The organism is Acidovorax sp. NPDC077693 (assembly GCF_044542805.1).
GTDB lineage: Bacteria > Pseudomonadota > Gammaproteobacteria > Burkholderiales > Burkholderiaceae_C > Acidovorax.
On the sequence record NZ_JBITVD010000002.1, the window covers coordinates 207,743 to 223,783 of the forward strand.

13 protein-coding genes are annotated in these 16,041 nt (G+C 67.4%); 8 read left to right on the forward strand and 5 right to left on the reverse strand.

Annotated features, from left to right (window positions below):
- Nucleotides 1–133 precede the first annotated feature (133 nt).
- From gspF to ACIGHN_RS03080, 4 genes are all read left to right on the forward strand, one after another.
- Nucleotides 134–1,366, forward strand: a complete 1,233-nt coding sequence (gene gspF, locus ACIGHN_RS03065) for a type II secretion system inner membrane protein GspF (RefSeq protein WP_056417563.1) — start codon at nt 134–136, stop codon at nt 1,364–1,366.
- Nucleotides 1,367–1,377: 11 nt separating this feature from the next.
- Entirely contained in the window at nt 1,378–1,560 is a 183-nt protein-coding gene (locus ACIGHN_RS03070) for a hypothetical protein (protein ID WP_396503218.1), read from the forward strand.
- Nucleotides 1,551–2,471 (forward strand): 5'-nucleotidase, encoded by a 921-nt coding sequence (locus ACIGHN_RS03075; protein WP_396503219.1) that lies wholly within the window; start codon nt 1,551–1,553, stop codon nt 2,469–2,471. The genes ACIGHN_RS03070 and ACIGHN_RS03075 overlap by 10 nt, the downstream gene beginning before the upstream one ends.
- 251 nt (nt 2,472–2,722) lie before the next feature.
- The gene (locus ACIGHN_RS03080) at nt 2,723–3,097 is read left to right on the forward strand and encodes an EF-hand domain-containing protein (protein WP_396503367.1); all 375 of its coding nucleotides are present in this window, start codon (nt 2,723–2,725) and stop codon (nt 3,095–3,097) included.
- Nucleotides 3,098–3,452: 355 nt separating this feature from the next.
- On the opposite strand, the gene ACIGHN_RS03085 is transcribed toward ACIGHN_RS03080, so the two are convergent.
- The 3 genes from ACIGHN_RS03085 to ACIGHN_RS03095 form a co-directional block, all read right to left on the reverse strand.
- Nucleotides 3,453–3,884, reverse strand: coding sequence for a hypothetical protein (locus ACIGHN_RS03085; RefSeq protein WP_056167321.1), 432 nt, complete (start codon nt 3,882–3,884; stop codon nt 3,453–3,455).
- Between the two features lie 500 nt (nt 3,885–4,384).
- Entirely contained in the window at nt 4,385–4,909 is a 525-nt protein-coding gene (locus ACIGHN_RS03090; protein WP_396503220.1) for a DUF1854 domain-containing protein, read from the reverse strand.
- Nucleotides 4,910–4,929: 20 nt separating this feature from the next.
- The gene (locus tag ACIGHN_RS03095; protein ID WP_396503221.1) at nt 4,930–7,239 is read right to left on the reverse strand and encodes an ABC transporter ATP-binding protein; all 2,310 of its coding nucleotides are present in this window, start codon (nt 7,237–7,239) and stop codon (nt 4,930–4,932) included.
- A 241-nt stretch (nt 7,240–7,480) separates the two neighbouring features.
- Between ACIGHN_RS03095 and cphA (ACIGHN_RS03100) the strand changes: the two genes are divergently transcribed.
- The 3 genes from cphA (ACIGHN_RS03100) to ACIGHN_RS03110 all read left to right on the forward strand — a co-directional run bounded on the left by cphA (ACIGHN_RS03100) (nt 7,481) and on the right by ACIGHN_RS03110 (nt 13,083).
- Entirely contained in the window at nt 7,481–9,685 is a 2,205-nt protein-coding gene (cphA, locus tag ACIGHN_RS03100; protein WP_396503222.1) for a cyanophycin synthetase, read from the forward strand.
- Nucleotides 9,686–9,922: 237 nt separating this feature from the next.
- Nucleotides 9,923–12,511 carry a cyanophycin synthetase gene (gene cphA, locus ACIGHN_RS03105; RefSeq protein ID WP_396503223.1) on the forward strand — a complete coding sequence of 863 codons (2,589 nt, stop codon included), beginning with the start codon at nt 9,923–9,925 and terminating at the stop codon, nt 12,509–12,511.
- 44 nt (nt 12,512–12,555) lie between these two features.
- Nucleotides 12,556–13,083, forward strand: coding sequence for a CreA family protein (locus ACIGHN_RS03110; protein ID WP_396503224.1), 528 nt, complete (start codon nt 12,556–12,558; stop codon nt 13,081–13,083).
- Between the two features lie 367 nt (nt 13,084–13,450).
- On the opposite strand, the gene ACIGHN_RS03115 is transcribed toward ACIGHN_RS03110, so the two are convergent.
- Both ACIGHN_RS03115 and ACIGHN_RS03120 read right to left on the reverse strand, forming a co-directional pair.
- The gene (locus ACIGHN_RS03115) at nt 13,451–14,107 is read right to left on the reverse strand and encodes a DsbA family oxidoreductase (RefSeq protein WP_396503225.1); all 657 of its coding nucleotides are present in this window, start codon (nt 14,105–14,107) and stop codon (nt 13,451–13,453) included.
- A 185-nt stretch (nt 14,108–14,292) separates the two neighbouring features.
- Nucleotides 14,293–14,775 carry a helix-turn-helix domain-containing protein gene (locus tag ACIGHN_RS03120; RefSeq protein WP_396503226.1) on the reverse strand — a complete coding sequence of 161 codons (483 nt, stop codon included), beginning with the start codon at nt 14,773–14,775 and terminating at the stop codon, nt 14,293–14,295.
- Nucleotides 14,776–15,510: 735 nt separating this feature from the next.
- On the opposite strand from ACIGHN_RS03120, the gene ACIGHN_RS03125 reads away from it, so the two are divergent.
- Entirely contained in the window at nt 15,511–15,993 is a 483-nt protein-coding gene (locus ACIGHN_RS03125) for a DUF488 family protein (protein ID WP_396503227.1), read from the forward strand.
- Nucleotides 15,994–16,041 lie beyond the last annotated feature (48 nt).

A 16,041-nucleotide genomic window follows, 5' to 3' on the forward strand; every position in this document is an offset into this window, starting at 1 on the left:
AGCGCCAGGGGTCACGCCAGGGGCCGCAGGTAGCGGCTACCATCTCGGGCTACCGACTGATGCGCCGGTGAACACGCCCTGACATGGGCTGCCGGCGTACCGACTGCTTCCACACGCCCCAAGCCCACGCCGCATGCCCGCTTTTTCCTTTGAAGCCCTGGACGCCCAGGGCCAGACCCGCAAGGGCCTCATGGAGGCCGACACCGCCAAGGCCGCGCGCGGCCTGCTGCGGGCCCAGGCGCTGGTGCCGCTGGTGGTGGAGATGGTGCAGACCGGCCAGTCCACCCATGGCGGCGCGCCCGGCCTGGGCCAGCGCCTGTTCACGCGGCCGGTGTTCGGCGCCACGGCGCTGTCGATCTGGACGCGGCAGCTCGCGGGGCTGGTGTCCTCGGGCCTGCCGCTGGAGCGTGCGCTCACGGCCCTGTCGGAAGAGGCCGAGGACGAGCGCCAGCGCCATCTGGTGGCGGCGCTGCGGGCCGAGGTCAATGCCGGCTCCAGCTTTGCGCGCGCGCTGTCGCAGCACCGGCGCGAGTTCTCCGACATCTACTGCGCCGTCATCGGCGCGGGCGAGCACAGCGGCAACCTGGGCATGGTGCTGGAGCGGCTGGCCGACGACCTCGAAGAGCGCCAGGCGCTCAAGGCCAAGTTGATGGGCGCGGCGCTCTACCCCGCCATCGTGACCATCGTGGCCATCGTGATCGTGCTGTTCCTCGTGGGCTACGTGGTGCCGCAGGTGGCCAGCGTGTTTGCAGGCACCAAGCGCGCGCTGCCCTTCCTGACCGTGGCCATGCTGGGCATCAGCGCCTTCGTGCGCAACTACGGCTGGGCCCTGCTGCTGGCCGTGGTGTTGCTGGCCCTTGGCGGGCGCTGGGCACTGACCATCGGCTCGGTGCGCGAAAGGTTCGACGCCGCGTGGCTCAACCTGCCGCTGGTCGGCAAGCTGGCCCGCGGCTACAACGCGGCGCGGTTTGCCGGCACGCTGGCCATGCTGTCGGGGGCCGGGGTGCCCATCCTCAAGGCGCTGCAGGCGGCTGCCGAGACACTGAGCAACCAGGCGCTGCGCGCCGACGCACTCGATGCGCTGGTGCTGGTGCGCGAAGGCGCGCCGCTGGCCTCGGCCCTGGCGCAGAAAAAGCGCTTTCCGGGCCTGCTGTCGATGTTCGCGCGGCTGGGCGAGCAGACCGGCCAGTTGCCGGTGATGCTGCAGCGCGCCGCACGCCAGCTGTCCACCGAGGTGCAGCGCCGCGCCATGGCACTGGCCACCATCCTGGAGCCGCTGCTCATCGTGGGCATGGGCCTCATCGTCATGATGATCGTGCTGGCCGTGCTGCTGCCCATCATCCAGCTCAACCAGTTCGTGAAATGAAGCACAGGTTCATGAAGCACCCCTTGAGCCGCTTGGCGCTGCCACAGTCTGCGCTGGAGTCGCCAGCAGCACGCACCCGACGGGCCGGCAAAGCCCTCCTGCCCACACGCGCGGCGCCGGCACGGGCAGCGGCTGCCTACCGCAACATCGGCGCGCTGCTGCGCCCTGCGATGGAGTTCCCCACATGGCCGTGACGCTGGACGACAAGCTGGTGGTCGCGATCTCGTCGCGCGCCCTCTTCGACCTGGAGGAAGAAAACCGCATTTTCGAGTCCGGCGACGAGGCCGGCTACATGCGCCGCCAGCTGGAGCTGGTGCACCAGCCGGCGCGCCCGGGCATTGCGCTTCCGCTGGTGCGCAAGCTGCTGGCCTTCAACACGGCGGATGTGCAGCGTGTGGAGGTGGTCATGCTCTCGCGCAACGACCCGGCCAGCGGCATGCGGGTGTTCGCGTCGGCCCAGGCGGCCGGCATGCACATCGAACGCGGCGTGTTCACCCGCGGGCGCAACCCGTTCGCCTACCTGCGGCCGCTGGGCTCCCACCTGTTCCTGTCGGCCAATGAAAAGGACGTGCAGCAGGCGCTGAGCATCGGCTTTCCGGCTGCGCGGGTGATGACCGATTCGACGCCCGCGGGCGACAGGTACCCCGACGAGGTGCGCATCGCTTTCGACGGCGATGCCGTGCTGTTCTCCGACGAGGCCGAGCGCATCTACCAGGAGGGCGGCCTGCCCGCCTTCCAGGCCAACGAGGTGACCAAGGCCGCCCTGCCACTGGCCGGCGGTCCCTTCAAGCCCCTGCTGGCGGCGCTGCACCGGCTGCAGCAGCAGGCCGACGCCTCCAAGACCATGCGCATCCGCACCGCCCTGGTCACCGCCCGCAGCGCCCCGGCGCACGAACGCGCCGTGCGCACCCTGATGGACTGGGGCATCACCGTGGACGAAGCGATGTTTCTCGGTGGCCTCGAAAAAGGCCCGTTCCTGCGCGAGTTCGAACCCGACTTCTTCTTCGACGACCAGCGCAGCCACGTGGCGTCTGCAGCGCGCCATGTGCCGGCAGGGCATGTGAACAGCGGCATCTCCAACCCGCCCGCGCCAGCCGCCGGGTGAGCAGGCCACCGGGCGGCGAGGGTCAAGCCCATACCGCCATCGTTGCGGTCCGCGACGGAATGCCACCAGGGCCTGCAGAAAAGTTCTGCAAAGCTTGTGCAACGCCGGGTGAATCCCTGCAAAGCCCCGGTTGCAATCGACCTTGCGGCGCCCAACTGTGCAACCATCGTGGCCGAGCTTTGAAGGAGCATGATTTGCGCAAGAGAATTTCCCTGCGGACCTGGGTGGTGGGCTGCTCCTGGGGCGCCCTGATGGCCACAGCCGGCACCGCCGCCCTGGCCCAGGCCCCCCAGACCGCCGCGCCCGCGCAGCCCCCAGCGGCCACCGCCCCCGCCGATGCACCCCAGGCGGGGCTGAGCAAGGGCGAGATCAAGGCCCAGCGCGAGTTCAAGATGCTGGACTTCAACGGAGACGGCAAGCTCAGCCGCAGCGAGGTCAAGCTGTTCCCCCGCCTGGCCGCCGCCTTCGACGAAGCGGACACCGATGGAGACGGCTTCGTGTCGTACGAAGAAGTGCGCGCGTTCGCCGCCAAGTACCGCGCGGAGCGGGACCGGAACAAGGCCGCGCAGGCTGCCCAGGCGGCGGCATCGGCCCCTGCCCCAGCGGCATCGGACCAGAAGCCTTGATGGGAGGCACGCGGTTCTGGTGAAGGCCGCGCGGGGGACGGAAGCTCTTCGGGAGATGCAGATACCCACAGATACCCACCGGTCGGGACGGGCCACTGCCTGGCAGCTTGCGACGATCCCATCGACTCCCGCGATTTCTATCGATTTCTATCGATTCACAGCACAGAAAGGCCGCTACCGCCCATCCATCAAGCGCCAATAGCTATATTTCTTATAGCATTCACCTGCTGACGCCCAACCCTCTGCCAGCCCCCCTGGCGGCCCAGCGCAGAGCCCCGCGACCGCCCCAACAAAAAGCGCAGTGCGATACCGCACTGCGCCTTTTGTTGGACCGCACCGACCGGACGCTACCCGCCTACAGCCCGCCCGTGCGCTTGACCTTCGGGTCCGAGTAGATCAGCGGCTCGTTCTTGGCCTGCTGGGCCAGGCGCTCCTGCAGGGTCATCTTGTTGATGTCCTGGGCCACTTCCACCGCGCTGCCGCTGGCGCGCCACATGGACTGGATCAGTTCGAGCAGCTGCTTGTAGATGGGCTCCTTGGGGGGCTCCGGCGGCTCTTCGACGGTGTCTTTCTTCTTGACCTCGGTCCAGTCGCGGTTGGCGGTGTCGGGGTTGGACGGCTTGTCCGGCTCTCGCACGATGGCGCCCTCGCCCAGCCGGTCCATGGACTCGACGGGGTTGGGAGCGTTGACAGGACGCACGGGTGGCGCGCCCGAGGCCCCGGTGGAATACAAATCAGCGCCCTGAGGACGCCAACTCGGCGATCGGTCGACAGGTGGCATTTGCATGACGAGGGCCCGGTAGTTGGTAAAAACGTGCAGAGGGTCTTTCACCTTCTTCGTACTTCATTACGGCAAAAAGAAAGGGAAATTTAGGTCTTTTTCACCGATCAAACAAAAAATAGGGTTTTCCCTAGGTGTTTGATGGCGTTTGCAACCGCCCGCGGGCCTTAAGACGGCCTTGAGCCGCCATAGGTGCGGTTCTCAGGATGATTGGATCGGAAGATGCAGAAGCCGGCGCACCGTTGTGGGCGCGCCTTTTGGCAGAAAAAGACGAAATCGAAGCCGCTTTCGCGCAAGGCGGCTGTCAACGGGGGGCATGCAGTGCGGCAATGCCCCGGCGCCATGCGATCCAAGGGCCCCATGAAGGCCATTGGCGCTCCGGGCAGCGTCGTACAGCGCCCTCGTCAAGCCGGAGATGCAGAGACCCGAATGTGCAGATGTGCGCAGGCGTGCGCAGCGCCGCCACTGGGGTGCTCGTCTGGAGAGGCCGCAGGCGCGGCCCCACGTCAGAGGAACCGTTCGAGCAGTTTGCGCGAGTACTTGTCCAGCGCGGTGGTGTCGGGCACGCGGAACTGCAGGCCGTCGTTGGCCGCGATCAACAGCCGGGTACGCCCGCCCAGGCGGCGGATGTCTTCTTCGGCCTTGAGCACCAGCTTGGCCGTACCGCGGTCGGTCACCACATCCCAGGTGCTGGGGGTCGAGAAGCTCGACACGGCGACAATTTTCTCGATAGTGGGCACAAACTCCCGGGCTTCGAGTTCTTCTTCGATGAGGCGCAGGGAATCCGCCTCCAGCTGCGCGATGCGGTCCACCCAGACCAGCTCATGCCCGTCGGTGCCGACGATAGACAGCCCCTCGTCCGGCGCGGCGATCGGGAACGCCCGCACGGGCGTGATGCTCTCGTGCACCGTCCCATCGGCGAAGGTCAGCACCAGCCGGCCATGCGCGTTGCGGCTGAGCGTGAAAGCGGCCAGCGGCAGCGCGGCGCGGGGTGCAGGGCGGGCGTTGGCAGTGTGGGCGTCGTCGTTCATCGCAGGCTCCAGCGGTTCGTTCAGGCGTTGCCGGCAGGGTGCGCCGGGTGCAGCAGGCTGCTGTCGACAATGACGACGCCAGCGGCCTGGGCGTCTTCTTCGGCGCGGCGGGCTTGCGCTTCGTACAGGCGCCAGTAGGCGCCCTGCTTTTCCATCAGCTCGTCGTGCGGCCCGACCTCGACCACCTCGCCGCGGTCCATCACCACCAGGCGGTCGGCCTTGCGCAATGTGGACAGGCGGTGGGCGATGGCGATGGTGGTGCGGCCCTGCACCAGGTTGTCGAGCGCCTTCTGGATTTCCTTTTCCGTCTCGGTATCGACGGCCGAGGTGGCCTCGTCCAGGATCAGGATGCGCGGGTCGATCAGCAGCGCACGGGCAATGGAGATGCGCTGGCGCTCGCCACCCGACAGGCCCTGGCCGCGCTCGCCCACCAGCGAGTCGTAGCCGTGCGGCAGGCGCAGGATGAACTCGTGCGCGTGCGCGGCGCGGGCGGCGGCAATGATCTCCTGGCGCGTGGCCTCGGGCTTGCCGTAGGCAATGTTCTCGGCAATGGTGCCGAAGAACAAGAAGGGCTCCTGCAGCACCAGGCCGATGTGGCGGCGGTAGTCGGCCACGGCGAAGCGGCGCACGTCCACGCCATCGACCTGGATGGAGCCTTCGCTCACATCATAGAAGCGGCTGATCAGGTTCACCAGCGTGCTCTTGCCCGAGCCGCTGTGGCCCACCAGGCCGATCATCTCGCCGGGACGGATGTCCAGGTCCAGCCCCTTGATCACCGAGCGGCTGCCGTACCTGAAGCCGACGTTGCGCATGGCGATGGCGCCTTCGACCCGGTCCACCTTCACCGGCTGGGCGGGGTCGGGCACGTTGCTCACGTGGTCCAGGATGTCGAAGATGCGCTTGGCGCCCGCAGCGGCCTTCTGCGTGACCGACACGATGCGGCTCATCGAATCGAGCCGGCTGTAGAAGCGCCCGATGTAGGCGATGAAGGCGGTCAGCACACCCACCGTGATCTGGTTGCGCGACACCAGCCAGATGCCGAAACCCCACACCACCAGCAGGCCGATTTCGGTCAGCAGCGACACCGTGGGGGTGAACAGGCTCCACGTCTTGTTGAGCTTGTCGTTGACTTCCAGGTTGTGCTGGTTGGCCGCACGAAAGCGCTCGGCCTCGCGCTTTTCCTGGGCGAAGGCCTTGACCACGCGGATGCCGGGGATGGTGTCGGCCAGCACGTTGGTCACCTCGGACCACACGCGGTCGATCTTCTCGAAGCCGGTGCGCAGCCGGTCGCGCACGGTGTGGATCATCCAGGCGATGAAGGGCAGCGGCACCAGCGTGACCAAGGCCAGCCACGGGTTGATGGAGAACAGGATGGCCGCCGTCATCATGATCATCAGCACGTCGGTCACGAAGTCGAGCGCGTGCAGCGACAAAAACACGTTGATGCGGTCCGTCTCCGAGCCGATGCGCGCCATCAGGTCGCCGGTGCGCTTGCCGCCGAAGTAGTCGAGCGACAGGCGCAGCAAATGCTCGTACGTGGTGGTGCGCAGGTCGGCGCCGATGCGCTCGGACACCAGTGCCAGGATGTACGTGCGCGCCCAGGAGAGGCCCCAGGCCGCCAGGGCCGATGCCAGCAGGCCGCTCAGGTACAGCAGCACCAGGCCCGGGTCGATCTGCTTGCCGTTCTGGAACGGGATCAGGATGTCGTCCATCAGCGGGATGGTCAGGTACGGCGGCACCAGCGTGGCCGCGGTGGACGCCAGCGTCAGCCCGAAACCGGCAGCCAGGTGCTTGCGGTAGGGCCGTGCAAAGCGCCACAGGCGCAGCAGCACCCAGGTGGACGTCTGCGGCGGCTGTGCGCGCGCGCAGGCGGGGCATTCCTCGGTGTCGGGCGGCAGGGGCGTGTGGCAGGTGGGGCACACGGGCTCGTCCACGTCGCCCTCGGCATCCAGGTCGCCGCGGGCCACCTGCTGCTCGAACCGCTGCACCACGCGCAGCACCTGGGCGTGGTGCGCCAGGGTGAAGCGCCACAGCGCCAGGCGCTCGGCGGGGCCGTGCAGCTCCAGCGAGCCCACGCCGCCATGGTCCTGCAGCCGCAGGGACAGGCCGTCGCCCAGGGACCAGGCGCGCCAGGTGGTCGCGCCCGGCTCGCAGGCGATGAGGCGCTGCGACGTCACCACCACCCAGCCCGCGGCGAACCGCAGGTCCGCGCTCAGGTCAACCTGTAACGCCGCCAGTACGTTCTCTCTGGGTGCGAGCATGGCCCGCAGATCAGCCCCCACGGGGCTGGAAAAGACACCCGAGGCGTCCACAGAATGGTGATGTTGCATTTTTGGTTGGTATCCCCGCTCCCGGCAGCCTGCCGCAACCGGTCTCGCGAAAGCGCGAATTCTCGCCGATACTGCGCCTCAGAACCTCTTTCGAGGCGTGGCGGCATCCTCATGTAACGTCTGCAGCGATCATTTGGCTGACACTGCCAGCCAGTGCGCGGCTGACGCACAATCCCCGTCCATCACGTCTTCTTTGTCCTTCGACGCCCTTCCAAGGCCGCAAACACACCCGCTGCAATCCATGGCGAAACTCAACGACATCCAACTGCTGCGCATCAACTACCTGCGCGGACCCAATATCTGGACCTACCGGCCGGTCCTGGAAGTCTGGCTGGACCTGGGCGAACTGGAGGACTACCCCTCCCACACCATCCCCGGCTTCACCCCCCGCCTGACCGCCTGGCTGCCCGCGCTCATCGAACACCACTGCGGCGTGGGCGAGCGCGGCGGCTTTCTGCAGCGCCTGGAAGAAGGCACCTGGTGCGGCCACGTGCTCGAGCACATCGTGATCGAGCTCTTGAACCTGGCGGGCATGCCCACCGGCTTCGGCCAGACGCGCAGCACCAGCCAGCGCGGCGTGTACCGCATGGTGTTCCGCGCCCGTGACGAAAGCGTGGCGCGCGTGGCGCTGGCCCAGGGCCATGCACTCATCATGGCGGCCATCAACGACGAACCGTTCGACGTGAAGGCCGCCGTGGCCCGCGTGCGCACCGAGGTCGACGACCAGTACCTCGGCCCCAGCACCGCCTGCATCGTCACCGCCGCCACCGACCGCGGCATCCCGCACATCCGCCTGAACGACGGCAACCTGGTGCAACTGGGCTACGGCGCCAGCCAGCGCCGCATCTGGACGGCCGAGACCGAATTCACCAGCGCCATCGCCGAAGGCATCGCCAGCGACAAGGACCTGACCAAGACCCTGGTCAAGGCCTGCGGCGTGCCCATCCCTGAAGGCCAGGTCGTCAACAGCCCCGAAGAAGCGTGGGAAGCCGCGCAGGACATCGGCCTGCCCGTGGTGATCAAGCCCTCCGACGGCAACCACGGCCGCGGCGTCACGCTCGATTTGCGCAAGAAGGAAGACATCGAGGCGGCCTACCACGTGGCCTACCCCGAAGGCAGCGACGTCATGGTCGAGAGCTTCATCCCCGGCGACGAACACCGCCTGCTGGTGGTGGGCGGCAAGGTGGTGGCTGCAGCGCGTGGCGAGGTGGTCAGCATCACCGGCAACGGACGCAACTCCGTCAAGGAGCTGATCGACACCCAGCTCAACTCCGACCCGCGCCGCGGCTACGAAGAAGAGTACCCGCTCGAGATCATCGACCTGGCCACCGACACCAAGGTGCAGCTCGAACTCAAGCGCCAGGACCTCGGCGCCGACTCCGTGCCCGCCGCGGGCCGCGTGATCGTGGTGCAGCGCAACGGCAACGTGGCCGTGGACTGCACGGACGACGTGCACCCCGAGGTCGCCTACATCGCCCAGCTCGCCGCCAAGGTGGTGGGCCTCGACATCGCGGGCATCGACATGGTGGCGCTCGACATCTCCAAGCCCCTGCACACGCAGGGCGGCGCCATCGTCGAAGTGAACGCCGGCCCCGGCCTGCTGATGCACCTGAAGCCCGCCGTGGGCGCGCCCCGCCCCGTGGGCCAGGCCATCGCCGAGCACCTGTTCCCGTCCGAAGACGACTCCGGCCCCGTGGGCCGCATTCCGGTGGTGGGCGTGGCCGGCACGCGCAGCACATCGACCATTGCGCGGCTGGTGGCCTGGCTGCTGCACCTGGGCGGCCACCACACCGGCCTGGCCTGCCGCGAAGGCCTGTTCCTGGACCGCCGCTGTGTCGAGACCACCGACTGCGCGCACTGGGAAGCCGCCCACCGCCTGCTGATGAACCAGACCGTGCAGGCCGCCGTGATCGAAAGCGACGCCCGCACCATCCTGCGCGACGGCCTGGCGTACGACCGCTGCCAGGTGGGCGTGGTGACCGACATGGACGGCGTGGAAACGCTGGCCGAGTTCGACGTGCATGAACAAGACCAGATGACCAAGGTGATGCGCACCCAGGTCGACGTGGTGCTGTCCGAAGGCGCCGCGGTGCTGAACGCCGCCATCGAGCAGGTGGCCGACCTGGCGCCCTTGTCGGACGGCTCGGTCGTGCTGTACGCGCAGGACCCGACCCTGCCCGTCATTGTCGAACACCGCGCCACCGACAACGGCCGCGCGGTCATCGTCAAGAACGGCCGCGTGGTGCTGGCCACCGGCAGTGCCGAGCACGTGCTGGGCTCGCTGGCCGACCTGACCTTCGGCCGCAACGCCGTGGTGCCCGACACCGACGCCCTGCTGGCCGCCGTGGGCGCCGCCTGGGCGCTGGACATCGCGCCCGACCTGATCGGCGCGGGCATCAAGACCTTCGAGCCCGACCTGCCCGCACCCCTTGGCCTGCCCACCTGAAATGGCACCCCCTGAGTCGCTTCGCGCCTTCCCCCTCTCTCGTATTGCTGCGCAATACGGGAGGGGAACGCCCACAGCGCGGCGGAGCGGCCCTTGCGCGGGGGCACTCGCCTTGGTCGCGCCAGTTTCATGTGCCGCTGGCGTCACCACGTACTGTGTGAAATTGACGCTGAGCAACCTGACAGATGTAGTGAAGTCGGACTGTGGTCCCGACGGATATTGAGAAAGAGACTCCCCATGGATGTATCCCGCACACGGGCCCTGCGCGGCCCCAATCTCTGGAGCCGCCACATGGCCATCGAGGCCATCGTGACCTGCCCTGAAGCCGAGCGTGCCGTCAGCCAGATGGCCGGGTTCGAAGCCCGCCTGCGGGCGCTGTTCCCGGGCATCGGCGCACTGCACCCGGAAAGCGGCGGCCCCGACATCTCGCTGGCCCACGTGCTGCAGACCGCGGCCCTGGCGCTGCAGGCCCAGGCCGGCTGCCCCGTCACCTTTGCGCGCACCACCGCCACCACCGACGCGGGCGTGTACCAGGTGGTGGTGGAATACAGCGAAGAAGCCGTGGGCCGCAAGGCGTTTGAATACGCCGAGCACCTCATCCACGCCGCGCAAGGCACCGGCAGCTTCGACGCCGATGCCGTCATCGCCGAGCTGCGCGAGCTGGACGAAGACGAGCGCCTGGGCCCCAGCACCGGCTCCATCGTGGCCGCCGCCGTGGCGCGCAACATTCCGTACCGGCGCCTCACGCGCGGCAGCCTGGTGCAGTTTGGCTGGGGCTCCAAGCAGCGCCGCATCCAGGCCGCCGAGGTCGACTCCACCAGCGCCGTGGCCGAATCCATCGGCCAGGACAAAGACCTGACCAAGCGCCTGCTGCACGCCGCCGGCGTGCCCGTGCCGCTGGGCAAGCCCGTCGACACGCTGGACGAGGCCTGGGAAGTCGCGCTCAAGGTCGGACTGCCCGTGGTGGTCAAGCCGCAGGACGGCAACCAGGGCAAGGGCGTCACCGTCAACATCACCGACCGCGCGCAGCTCGACGAAGCCTTCCGCACCGCGGCCGAATACGGCACCGTGATGGTCGAGCGCTTTTTGCCCGGCCACGACTTCCGCCTGCTGGTGGTGGGCGACCAGCTCGTGGCCGCCGCGCGCCGCGAGCCGCCCCAGGTGCTGGGCGACGGCCAGCGCACCGTGCGCGAGCTGGTGGACATCGTCAACCAGGACCCGCGCCGTGGCGAAGGCCACGCCACCTCGCTCACCAAGATCCGCCTGGATGACATCGCCGTCGCACGCCTCACGCTGCAGGGCCTGACGCCCGACTCCGTGCCTGACAAGGGCCAGCGCGTCATCCTGCGCAACAACGCCAACCTGTCCACCGGCGGCACCGCCACCGACGTGACCGACGACGTGCACCCTGAAGTCGCCGCGCGCGCCATCGCCGCCGCCCAGATGGTCGGCCTGCACATCTGCGGCGTGGACATGGTCGCCGAGACCGTGCTGCGCCCGCTGGAAGAGCAAGGCGGCGGCTTTGTCGAAGTGAACGCCGCCCCCGGCCTGCGCATGCACCTGGCGCCCAGCTACGGCAAGCCCCGCAACGTGGGCCAGGCCATGGTCGACAAGCTGTATGCGCATGGCGACGACGGCCGCATCCCCACCGTGGCCGTCACCGGCACCAACGGCAAGACCACCACTGCGCGCCTCATCGCCCACCTGTTCACCGCGCAAGGCCTGCGCGTGGGCATGACCAACACCGACGGCGTGTACGTGAACGGCCGCCAGATCGACAGCGGCGACTGCAGCGGCCCCAAGAGCGCCCGCAACGTGCTGCTGCACCCCGAGGTGGACGCCGCCGTGTTCGAGACCGCCCGCGGCGGCATCCTGCGCGAAGGCCTGGGCTTTGACCGCTGCCAGGTGGCCGTGGTCACCAACATCGGCGCGGGCGACCACCTGGGGCTGAACTACATCACCACGGTGGAAGACCTGGCGGTCTTGAAGCGCGTGATCGTGCAGAACGTGGCCACCACCGGCTACGGCGTGCTGAACGCCGCCGACCCCATCGTGGCCGCCATGGCACCGTCGTGCCCCGGCAAGATCATCTTCTTTGCGGCCGACCGCCACCACCCCGTGATGGCCACGCACCGCGCGCAGGGCCACCGCACCGTGTACGTGGACGGCGACTCCATCGTCGCGTCCGAAGGCTCGTGGCGCGAGACCATCCACCTGCGCGACGTGCCCATCACCCGCAACGGCAAGATCGGCTTCCAGGTCGAGAACGTCATGGCGTCCGTCGCCGCCGCGTGGGGCGTGGGCATGCCCTGGCAGACCATACGCCGCGGCCTGTCGGGCTTTGTGAACGACAGCGACAACGCACCGGGCCGCTTCAACATCATGGACTACCGCGGCGCCACCGTGATCGCCGACTACGGCCACAACCCCGACGCCATGCGCGCCCTGGTGCAGGCCGTGGACGCCCTGCCCGCCAAGCGCCGCAGCGTGGTCATCAGCGGCGCGGGCGACCGCCGCGACGAGGACATCCGCGAGCAGACCGTCATCCTGGGTGCCGCGTTCGACGACGTCATCCTGTACCAGGACGCCGCCCAGCGCGGCCGCGCCGACGGCGAAGTGATGAACCTGCTGCGCGAAGGCCTGGCCGGCGCGCCCCGCACGAAGCACGTCGAAGAGATCCGCGGCGAATTCATCGCCATCGACGCCGCCCTGGAACGCCTGCAGCCCGGCGACCTGTGCCTGGTGCTGGTCGACCAGGTCGAAGAAGCCCTGGCCCACCTGGCCCAGCGCTGCACCGAAGCCCCCGTGCCCGGAACGGCCGCGTGACGATGACGATGATGATGACGAAAAAGGCGCGGCCCACGATGACCATGAAGATCACGACCATGCAGACGACCAAGACCCGGGCCGCTGCCGCCATCGCTGCGCTCGCAGCGTCGGCCCTGTGCATGGGCATGGCCGCACCGGCGCACGCCGCGTCCGGCGAAAAGATCGGCACCGTGGACACCGCCTTCCAGTGGGTGGGCCGCGACCACGACATCATCGTGGAAGCGTACGACGACCCCGCCGTGCAGGGCGTGACCTGCTACGTCTCGCGCGCCCGCACCGGCGGCATCAAGGGCACGCTGGGCCTGGCCGAAGACCGCGCCGAGGCCTCCATCGCCTGCCGCCAGGTCGGTCCCATCAGCTTTCCGGAGCCGTTGAAAAAGCAGGAAGAAGTCTTCAGCGAACGCATGTCCATTTTGTTCAAGCGCCTGCGCATCGTGCGCATGGTGGACGCCACACGCAACACGCTGGTGTACCTGACGTACTCAGAAAAACTGGTGGACGGCTCCCCCCAGAACAGCGTGACCGCCGTGCCCGTGGACCGCGCCACGGCCATCCCGCTGCGCAAGTGATGCCCCCGTGGCTGCAACTGCGGTTGCGGCTGCGGCTGCGGCAGTGGCTGCAGCCCCGTCACTGTCAGCAAGGGTAAGCATCCCGCCCCGCCCCTGGCACCCCACCCCACCCCACCCCACCCCAATCCGTTCACGCTGAGCCTGTCAAAGCGCCACACAGCACGCCGCCCAACCCCGTTCACGCCATGTGAACGGACCCAGCCCGAGAGCGCACAGCACGCAAAGCACCCAACGCACAGCACGACAAGCACACCACCACACCACAACGACAAAGGGGTCCCACGGCCCCTTTGTTTTTATGTAATTCAGCCCCTACCGCTTATCCAGCAAGCGCCAACAGCTATACATTCAATAGCAAATCACAGCCTCACCCCTGCTGCGCCGCAATCTGCCGCAGCGCCTGCTCGAACACCTCCACCGGCTGCCCACCCTGGATCAGGTGCCGCTCGTTGATGATGATCGCCGGCACGGAGTGGATGCCGCTTTGCAGATACAACTGCTCCCGCTCGCGCACCTCGTCCGTGAAGCGGTCCGACGCCAGCAGCGCACGCGCCTCGGCCACATCCAGCCCCACCTCGCCCGCCACCCGCGCCAGCACCTCATGGTTGCTCGGGTCCTGCCCGTCGGTGAAATAGGCCTTGAACAGCGCCTTCTTCAGCGCGGGCTGCACGCCCTTCTCTTCCGCCCAGTGCAGCAACCGGTGCGCATCGAAGGTGTTGTAGATGCGGCTGCGCTTGTCCATGCTGAAGGTAAAGCCCAGCTCCGCCCCACGCGCCGCAATGGCCTCGCGGTTCTTCTGGCTCTGCGCGGGCGTCGCGCCGTACTTTTCTTGCAGGTGCTCGCCAATGTCCTGCCCCTCTGGGCCCATCTGCGGGTTCAGCTCGAACGGCTGAAAGTGCAGGTCCAGCGCCACCTCATCCTTGAGGCGGTCCGCCGCCTGCTCCAGCGACTGCAGGCCGATGATGCACCAGGGGCAGGAGACATCGGAGACGAAATCGATTTTGAGGGTGGTGGGGGTGGGCATGGAGGGCCTTGGGAAGGGATGAAGGACGGGATGGTAGGCGGGGTGGGATAACCGTGGTGGGTGGGGGTTTACTGGCGGTGCAACGTCTTCACGGATGGAGTTGACCGACTTGTTCAGCCTGCACCGTCAATGGTTGGTTGGTTGGTTAATTGGCCATGCAGACCCCTGATACCACGGAGCAATGACTAGCCGCAGCACCGCGCCGATGTGCCAGCCTCCAGCGCCCGCTTGGCGGCCAGGGCCGAATCACTCAGGCTCAAGTCCTTGAGGATGTTGCACTGCGGCGCCGGCCCGCCCACGCATTGGTCGGTGCAGGCCGTCACGAACCTGCTCAGGCTGCGCTCCAGCGCCAACAACTCCGTCAGCTTGGTGCGCACGGTGTCCAGATGCACCTGCGCGATGTCGCGGGCGTGCACGCAATCCATGTCGTCGTTGGATGCGAGGGCCACCAGGGCTTTCGTGTCCACGACAGAAAACCCGAAATCGCGGCAATGGCGGATCAGCGTCAGCAGCTCTTGCGCATCCTCGCCATACACCCGGTGCCCGCTGGGCCGCCGCATGGCTTCGGGGATCAGGCCCACCTCTTCGTAATAGCGGATGGCAGACACGCTCAACCCGCTGCGCTCCGCCAGTGCACCGATGGTCAACGGTGCGGAAAGGTTATTCATGGGAAATCCTTGCATCTCAAGCGACTTGAGGTTCTAGAGTCAGTCTATCGGTCTGAACCGATCTTTGAAAGGACTCGCCATGAAGAAACCCCTCCTCGCCACCATCGGCCTCGCAGGCGCCTGCGCCGCCTGCTGTGCGGTGCCCGTACTCGTACCCGTGATCTCCGGCCTGTCCGTGGCTGGTTTAGCGGGGCTGGACTGGGAGCGTCTGTCGGTCAGCCGTGAGTACCTGGCATCCGCGCTCGGCGTTGCAGTGGCAATAGCCGTCGCACTTGGCATCTGGTTGGCCCGGCGACGGCGGGTGGGCCAGGCGTGTACTTTGGACGGTCGTATGCCCAACGACGATGGAGCCGTAACGTCGAGGGGGTGTGGGTGCCGTGGGCAGACGTGATGGGGCGGGGGCCATGTTTTGCCTGAACTTGGGTAGGGCCGTTGCGCTGGGTTTCGAGCGGTACTCGAAACTGCGCGTTGGAACGGGTTCAGACGCGAGGCCTAGGGTATCGCGTGAAGGCGTCTGGGGGTGTATCTGACGGCGGCTCTGCAGCGACTGCTGTCAGTAAGTAGGGCGGCGGCATGCGACCGCTCTCGGCCAAGGAGCGGGCGTTGACGAATGGCTGCTTCCCGACAGTCGCAGCTCTACCGCTAAATCGTGTACTGCGGCCCGACCTGGCCAAAGCTCGCGTGAGACAATCGTCCCGCACCACTCTTCGGTGATGCTCCAACCCTCGACTACCAGTGACCACTCCCGCGCTTTTCACCTTCGGCTATGAAGGTTTGACTATCGACGGATTCATCTCCCGTCTGAAGGACGCGCGCGTGAACTTGATCGTGGACGTGCGCGAGCTGCCGCTCTCACGCAAAAAGGGGTTCTCGAAAAGCGCATTCCGCGAGCATCTGGCCGCGGCAGGCATTGGTTATGAGCATCGGCCCGCCTTGGGTTGCCCCAAGCCTGTGCGCGATAAATACCGCGAAAACGGCGACTGGGCTGACTACACCCGTGGTTTTCTGGCCCATCTGGATACCGTGAAAACCGAGGTACGGAACCTGGCCGCCACAGCCCGCGACCACCGGGCATGCCTGGTCTGTTTCGAGGCTGATTTTTCTGCCTGCCACCGCTCCTACGTGGCCCGCGCCGTTCGAGCTGCTGGTGGCCCGGCGGTGCACCACCTGACGGCTAAAACAGTGTTTGCTGACGCACCAGCGTCTCTGGCAGCTTAGGCGGGTACAACACGCTCACGATCAACCACTGCCCCGGAAACCGGTGTA